This window comes from Arthrobacter sp. Hiyo1 (assembly GCF_001263615.2).
Taxonomy (GTDB): Bacteria; Actinomycetota; Actinomycetes; order Actinomycetales; family Micrococcaceae; genus Arthrobacter.
In genome coordinates this window covers 267933-274559 of the sequence record NZ_DF952475.1, presented here as the reverse complement: position 1 = coordinate 274559, position 6627 = coordinate 267933, and the positions used below count along the sequence as shown (strand labels likewise).

At 63.8% G+C, this 6627-nt stretch carries 3 protein-coding genes and 2 pseudogenes; all 5 read right to left on the bottom strand.

Going from position 1 to position 6627, the window contains the following annotated elements:
• Positions 1–20: 20 nt before the first annotated feature.
• Positions 21–1668 (bottom strand): annotated as a pseudogene (locus tag AHiyo1_RS27410) (type I restriction endonuclease subunit R); the annotation flags it as partial.
• Complete coding sequence (locus AHiyo1_RS20255; RefSeq protein ID WP_084784641.1) at positions 1665–2768, bottom strand: PDDEXK nuclease domain-containing protein; 1104 nt, start codon at positions 2766–2768, stop codon at positions 1665–1667. The gene AHiyo1_RS20255 and the pseudogene AHiyo1_RS27410, both read right to left, overlap by 4 nt.
• Positions 2765–3988, bottom strand: a complete 1224-nt coding sequence (locus AHiyo1_RS20250; protein ID WP_148667681.1) for a restriction endonuclease subunit S — start codon at positions 3986–3988, stop codon at positions 2765–2767. The genes AHiyo1_RS20255 and AHiyo1_RS20250 overlap by 4 nt, the downstream gene beginning before the upstream one ends.
• Positions 3985–5613 (bottom strand): class I SAM-dependent DNA methyltransferase, encoded by a 1629-nt coding sequence (locus AHiyo1_RS20245; protein WP_059389772.1) that lies wholly within the window; start codon positions 5611–5613, stop codon positions 3985–3987. Before AHiyo1_RS20245 ends, AHiyo1_RS20250 begins: the two co-directional genes overlap by 4 nt.
• Before the next feature lie 85 nt (positions 5614–5698).
• Positions 5699–6627, bottom strand: a pseudogene (locus AHiyo1_RS20240) (hypothetical protein); the annotation flags it as partial.

Genomic DNA, 6627 nt, shown 5'->3' with positions numbered 1-6627 from the left:
GGTCAGCGGCCAGGGCCGGCGATCCGCTGCGGCGCGCCATAGACGGCGTTCACGACGGCGACACTCGCTCGATGCGCGCCCGGCTCGGTATCGTCCAGGCCCAGCGTGGCTCGTCGGCGGACTTGTCCAGATCCTCCTCGGTCACATCCGAGGCCAGCCCCACCTTGATCAGCCGCGGCTCGAAGTACACGGGCACTGTGGCGCCGTCCTCCACCGCCCGCGAGAGGTCGTAGATGTCGATGTACTCGCCGAACACGTCCTGTGTGTTGCGGTCATCGAAGGAGATCGGCGTCCCGGTGAACGCGATGAGCGTCGCGTGCGGCAGCGCGTCGCGGAGGTGCCTGGCGTACCCGTCCAGGTCGTCGTAGTGGGAGCGGTGTGCCTCGTCCACCACCACGATGATGTTGCGGCGGACTGACAGCAGCGGGTGGTCGGCGCCGGCGTCCTTTTCGGACTTGCTGCGGCCGAATTTCTGCAGGGTGGTGAAGTAGATGCCGCCAGTGGTGCGGTTGCTCAGCTCGTCCCGGAGCTCGGAGCGTTTCCGGATCTGCTTGGGCGACTCCGCCAGCAGCAGGCTCCGGTCAAAGCCCTCGAACAGCTGGCCGTCGAGTTCATTGCGGTCGGTGATAACGACGACGGTCGGGTTCTTGAGCTGGGGGCTGCGGGCCACCAGATTGGCGTAAAGCTCCATCTCCATCGACTTGCCCGAGCCCTGGGTGTGCCAGACGACGCCGGCCTTGCCATTGCTTGCCACGGCCTGAATGGTGCTGCCTACGGCCTTGGTCACGGCGAAATACTGGTGCGGCTTGGCGATCCGCTTGCTCAGCCCCTCCGGGCCGCCGTCGAACGCGGTGAAATTGCGTGTCAGCTGCAGGAAGCGCAACTGGTTGTACAGACCGTGGAGCGCGGTCTCCAGCGCAGTCACGGCCTCGCCGTCCTCCATGTACCCGGCGCGACGGGCACGCCGTCGTCGTCCACGTTCCACGGCGAGAAGTGGTTCAGGGGAGTGAACGGCGTGCCGTACTTGGCCTGGATCCCGTCCGAGGCGAGCGTGAACACGCAGAAGCGGAACGCCATGGGGAAATCGCGCAGGTAGGTCTGCAGCTGGGCGTGGGCGGCGGCGACGTCAGCCGTGGCGCTGCCGGCCTTCTTCAGCTCGATGACGCTCACCGGCAAGCCGTTGCAGTAAAGTACGACGTCGAAGCGGCGCTTGTAGTCGCCCTGCACCAGGGTGACCTGGTTGACGGCGAGCCAGTCGTTCTGGTCCGGGTCAGAGCTGAGCAGATGGATGGTGGGGTTGGCCTCGTTGCCGTCCGAGTCGATGTAGCTGAGCCGGTAGCCGTCCACGAGGTAGTTGTGGAGGCGGTGGTTCTCGGTGATGGCGTCGTTGGACTTGGGCGAGGCGATCTCCGCGAGGGCCTGCTGCAGGTACTGGACCGGGACCGTCGGATTGAACCGCGTCAGGGCGGCGAGGAGCCGGGGCCGGATCAGCAGCTCGTCCCAGGAGTCCCGCTCGTCGGTGCCGGGCGCGATATCCTGCCCGGAAGCCGGCCGCCAGCCGAGCGGCTCCGCCAGGAGCTCCAGGGCCATGCCCTCCCAATCGGCTTCGGAAAAGGCTACTGCTGGTGTTGCTGTCACGGTGGTTTCCCCTGGTTGACCGGAAGTCATTCTGAAATATCGCCTGAAAGTTCGGCTTCGAGTTCGCTGATGGTGGGAAGGCTGGATGCAAACTCCTCGGGGAGCGACTCGACGATCTCCGCTTTCCACTCGGAGACGCCGATGGGCATCGACGTGGTGCGCAGCGCGTACTCGGCCACCAGGTTGTTCTTGGACTTGCACAGCAGCAAGCCGATCGTCGGCTTGTCATCGGCATGGGCCAGCAGATCGTCCACGGCGGCCATGTACATGCCCAGTTGGCCGAGGAAGCCCGGTTCGAACTTTCCGGCCTTCAGCTCGATGACCAGGTAGCAGCGGAGTTTGAGGTGATAGAAGAGCAGGTCCGCAAAGAACTCGTCCCCGTTGATCTCCAGCCGGACCTGCTCGCCGACAAAGGCGAAGCCCTGACCGAGCTCCAGCAGGAACTTCTCGATGTGCTGGACCAGCTGCGTTTCGAGCTCGCGTTCGTTGCGCCGGTCCGTCATGGCCACGAAGTCGAAGACGTACGGATCCTTGAGCGACTGCTGGGCCAGGTCGGAGTCCGACGGCGGCAGGGTGGCCGAGAAGTTGGTGATCGCCTTGCCACTGCGTTCGTGGAGTTTCGTCTCGATCTGGTGGACCAGCACGTTGCGCGACCAGCCGTTTTCGACGGCGGCTGCGGCGTACCAGAGGCGTGTGTCCGGATCGCTGAGCTTCTCAAGCAGGGCGATCTGGTGACCCCACGGCAATGTTGCAACGCGTTGCAACATTGCCGGATCGGGCCACGCTTCGGCAAACGACTTCATGTATCGGAGGTTGCGGGGAGAAAACCCGCGCGCGCCGGGAAACTCATATGAAATGTCGGCGGAGAGACGCAGTACAACTTTCGCACCCCAGCCCTCGGAGGCCTCACGTTCGAGCAGATCATTGCCTATGGCCCAGCTTGTGGCTGTCAGCTCTCGATTCATGGCTTGAACGGCTTGGAAGCGTCCGCTGGCGATCCGCTGGGTGACAGAGGCGAGGAGTTCCGGGTACCACTCCGGCATGGAGCTTTGCGCCGGGGTACCTGGGAAAGACGCGCCGTTAACGTGCTTACGCGTACCGGGCTGGATCTCGCCTCCGTTCTGTTTCATACGCCTGCGCTCTCCAATGCCTTCTCGGCGTCCTTGACGCGCAGCTTGCCGGACATGAGCTGGGGTAGGAGAGCATCTCGTGTAGCTGCAAGGATCCGGTTCTCGATTTCCAGGGCGTGAACTGACTCGCGCAGCGGTGCCGCCAAAGCTTCAAATGAACCGCGAGCGTCCTCACACAAGAGCGGTACTGGCGCCTCACTGAACCTGTCAGCCCGGACGGCGGGGTAAGCGCTGCCTTCCGCCACAGTTTCGAGATAGGCCGTGAACTCAGGCATCTTTGTGACCTCGTACACGTAGGCAAAGCCCACCGTGCGGGGTGAGATAACCGCCAGTCCAGTCGACCCCACAAGAAGTGAATCGTCCGAGAGGTTTAGGGCATGAGACCTGCGATTCGGCCGAACTGTTGACCAAATAGTGTCGCCTCTTGTCACGCGCCGCCGTGCTCGTGAGGGTGCAGTGTCCCAGCCGGTGAGGGCCGGAAAGTTAAAGGACCCCACATCTACGGAAGCAATGTCGATGTACCGAAGCTGGCCGCCAGCAACAGGCTTTACAGTCTCAACGTTGACATCGGCGATGTCGCCTAGACGGACTTCATCCGTCTCCGCCTCTGACAAGGCAGAAAACCTTGCGGACAAAATTTCGTCCGTTGTTGCAGCGATCTTGGTGTTGGCGGCGATCTTCTCGTCAAGCGCCCCCAGCACATCCGCAATCGCCCGCTGCTCGGCCAGCTCCGGAATCTGAACTGTTAATGCACGCAGTTGACCCAAGTTGAACCCTGGAATAGTGCTCCCGATGGCCTGGGACTGAACTTCGAAAATCATCTTAGGCTGACTCATGTTGTAGTAGAGGAAGAGTGAGTCAACTTGCCCAGGATCCGGGCTCAGCTTCATCTGCTTGTTGGACACGATGTACTCGCCGTATTGGGCGGCGGCATCTATGAGGCCGATTTGGCCGACAGATCCCCAACAGGTGAAAACAAGGTCGCCTTGCCGAGCTGTGCTGCGCTCGAAGGTGGCAGCAAGGTCTGGGTCCAAGAACACCAAGTCCCGTTCATCCAGTTTGGTGCCCACATCGTCGCTCAAATTGCTCCCGCGCAGCATCGGAACCCCGCTTTGGCGGAAATTCTTAGAGGCCACTGCGGAACCAAAAGGTCCAGTCGAAAGCGCAGATTTCTTGCCTGAGGCTAAAGATTCGATGGTCGCGCTTCGCCATGCACTCACGAAACCCTCCTTAGCTGCTCGCGCACAGCGACTGCCAACCGCTCGGACTCCTCGAAGTGCTCGAACAGCTCCTTCGACAGCCGCGCGATCTTCTCTTCGATGGGCTCGCCGTCGTCCTCCACGTCTGCTGCGCCGACGTACCGGCCCGGCGTCAGCGCGTAGTCCGCGGCTTTGACCTCCGCGAGGGTGGCCGAATAGCAGAAGCCGGATTCGTCGTCGTAAATCAGGCCGCCCTCAACAGCCGAAGATGTGCCGCGCCAGGCGTGGTAGGTGTTGGCGATCTTGGCGATGTCTTCATCGGACAACGCGCGCTCGGCGCGGTCCACCATGTAGCCGAGGTTCCGGGCGTCGATGAAGAGCACCTGTCCGGTGCGGTCCACGGAGCCGTTCTTGCCAGCGGTCTTGTCCTTGGCGAAGAACCAGGTGCAGACCGGGATGCCGGTGCTGCGGAACAGCTGGGTGGGCAGCGCCACCATGCAGGAGACCAGGTCGGCCTCCACTAGCTGGGCGCGGATCTCGCCCTCGCCGCCGGAGTTGGAGGACATGGAGCCGTTGGCCATGACTACGCCGGCGCTGCCGTAGGGGGCGAGTTTGGAGATGATGTGCTGGATCCAGGCGTAGTTGGCGTTGCCGGCCGGTGGCACGCCGTATTTCCAGCGGGGGTCGGACTCGGAGCGGGCCCAGTCCTTGATGTTGAAGGGCGGGTTGGCCATGATGAAGTCCGCGCCGTTGTTGCCACTGAGTTCGGGGTGCTGATCCCGGGCGAAGGTGTCGCCCCAGCGGGAGGCGAGGTTGGCGTTGAGGCCGTGGATGGCGAGGTTCATCTTGGCCATCCGCCAAGTGCGCTCGTTGAGCTCCTGTCCGTAGACGGAAATGTCCGAGCCCTCCATGTTGTGGGCCTCGAGGAATTTCTCGGCCTGGACGAACATGCCGCCGGAACCGCAGCAGGGATCGTAGACGCGGCCGCGGTGCGGTTCCAGAACCTCCACGAGAACGCGGACCACGCCGGCGGGGGTGTAGAACTCGCCGCCGCGCTTGCCCTCGGCCTTGGCGAACTTCTCCAGGAAGTATTCGTAGACCTCGCCGAGCAGGTCGCGGGCCTTGCTGGCGCCTTGGCCGGTGAAGCGGGCGGAGTTGAACAGGTCCAGCAACTCGCCGAGGCGGCGCTGGTCCACGTTGTCCCGGTTATAGATGCGGGGGAGAGTGGCGGCCAGAGACTTGTTGTCCGCCATGATCAGGTCCATCGCCTCATCGATGAGCAGACCGATCGACTTGGGCCCGGCCCCGTCCATCGCAGGCAGGCCCTTGGCGTTCTCGGCCAGATAGTTCCAGCGGGCCCGCTCCGACACCCAGAAAACGCCCCGGCCGGTGTACTCGTCCACATCGTCGATCAGCTGGGCGATCTGCTCCTCGTTGAGCCCGTCCGCCTCCAGCTCCGCCTGGATCTGCCCGCGGCGCTCCTCGAACGCGTCCGAGACGTACTTCAGGAACACCAGCCCAAGGATCACGTCCTTGTACTGGGAGGCATCCATGGAACCGCGCAGCTTGTCTGCGGCCTTCCAGAGAGTGTCCTTGAGTTCCTTCATGGTGGACGGGGCGAGGTCCACCTTCAATTTCGGGGGCATTAACGGGTTCCTTCGGTCTGTGGTTCGGCGAGCTTAGTGCTGGGGTCTGTCAGGGTGAGGCTTCCGCCCGCTACGCCGTCCGTAATCAGGGTAGCGAGTTCTTCGAGCCGCCTGAGCCGCTCGCGGGCTTGCCGCTGCTCGTGTTGCAGCCGGACGAGGGATTCGGCCAGTTTTTTGCGTTGGGCGTCCGGGACGTAGCGCAGGCGCACTGGCGCCAGGCTTTGTCCTCGGCGCGGAGCTTGTTGATGTCCGCGGCGACGACGTCGGCCAGCAGCCCGCCGGGGTCCCCTCCATCGATCCGTAGCACGCGGGCGGGGAAGACGACGGCGGAGCCACCTTGCGCGTCCACCAGAGCGGCGGGCCGGGGGTTCGTGCAAAAGACGACGTCGCCAGGCTCGGTGAGACGGCCGGAAGGGTTACTGGCGGCGAAATCCAGAAGGCTGATGTGCCTCCTCTGCCTGCCGTGCGGGTCGAGCAGTTCGGCCGGCCCCAGGACTCGTGTCCCGCCGCTTGGCGTCAGGTCCGCATCCTCGAGCCGGTTGCCCTTGATGTACTTGAGATTGCCGGCGGCGATGAGTTCCTGGACCGAGACGGGCTGAACCTTCGCGTGAGGCTCTCCTGGGAACACTGCCACGTCACCTGGTTGTTCAGGCCTGCCGGCTCGCAGCTTGCGCACGAGTTCCTCGACCCGAAGGGCGGCCTCCGCGCCCTTGGAACTCGGGGCCGAGCCGTGGGATTGGGCTGCCGCCAAGGACTTCCTGCTGGCCAGCAGGAGACGGGTCTGTACCAGCCGGGCGAAGCGGAAGGAGTGGGCGCGCACCGTGGCGCGGTTTCCCATGGAGGCAACGATGTCGCTGACCAGGTCCTGCCGGACGTCTTCTGTGAGGGCGCGGGTGCTGAGGTCCGCCACCATGGTCCAGCGCTCGGCAATGGGCACTTCAGCGAACGACGGTCCCAGTACCCACAGCGCCTGGGCTTCGCGCGGCTTGGAACGCAACAGTCCCTGCGGCAGCC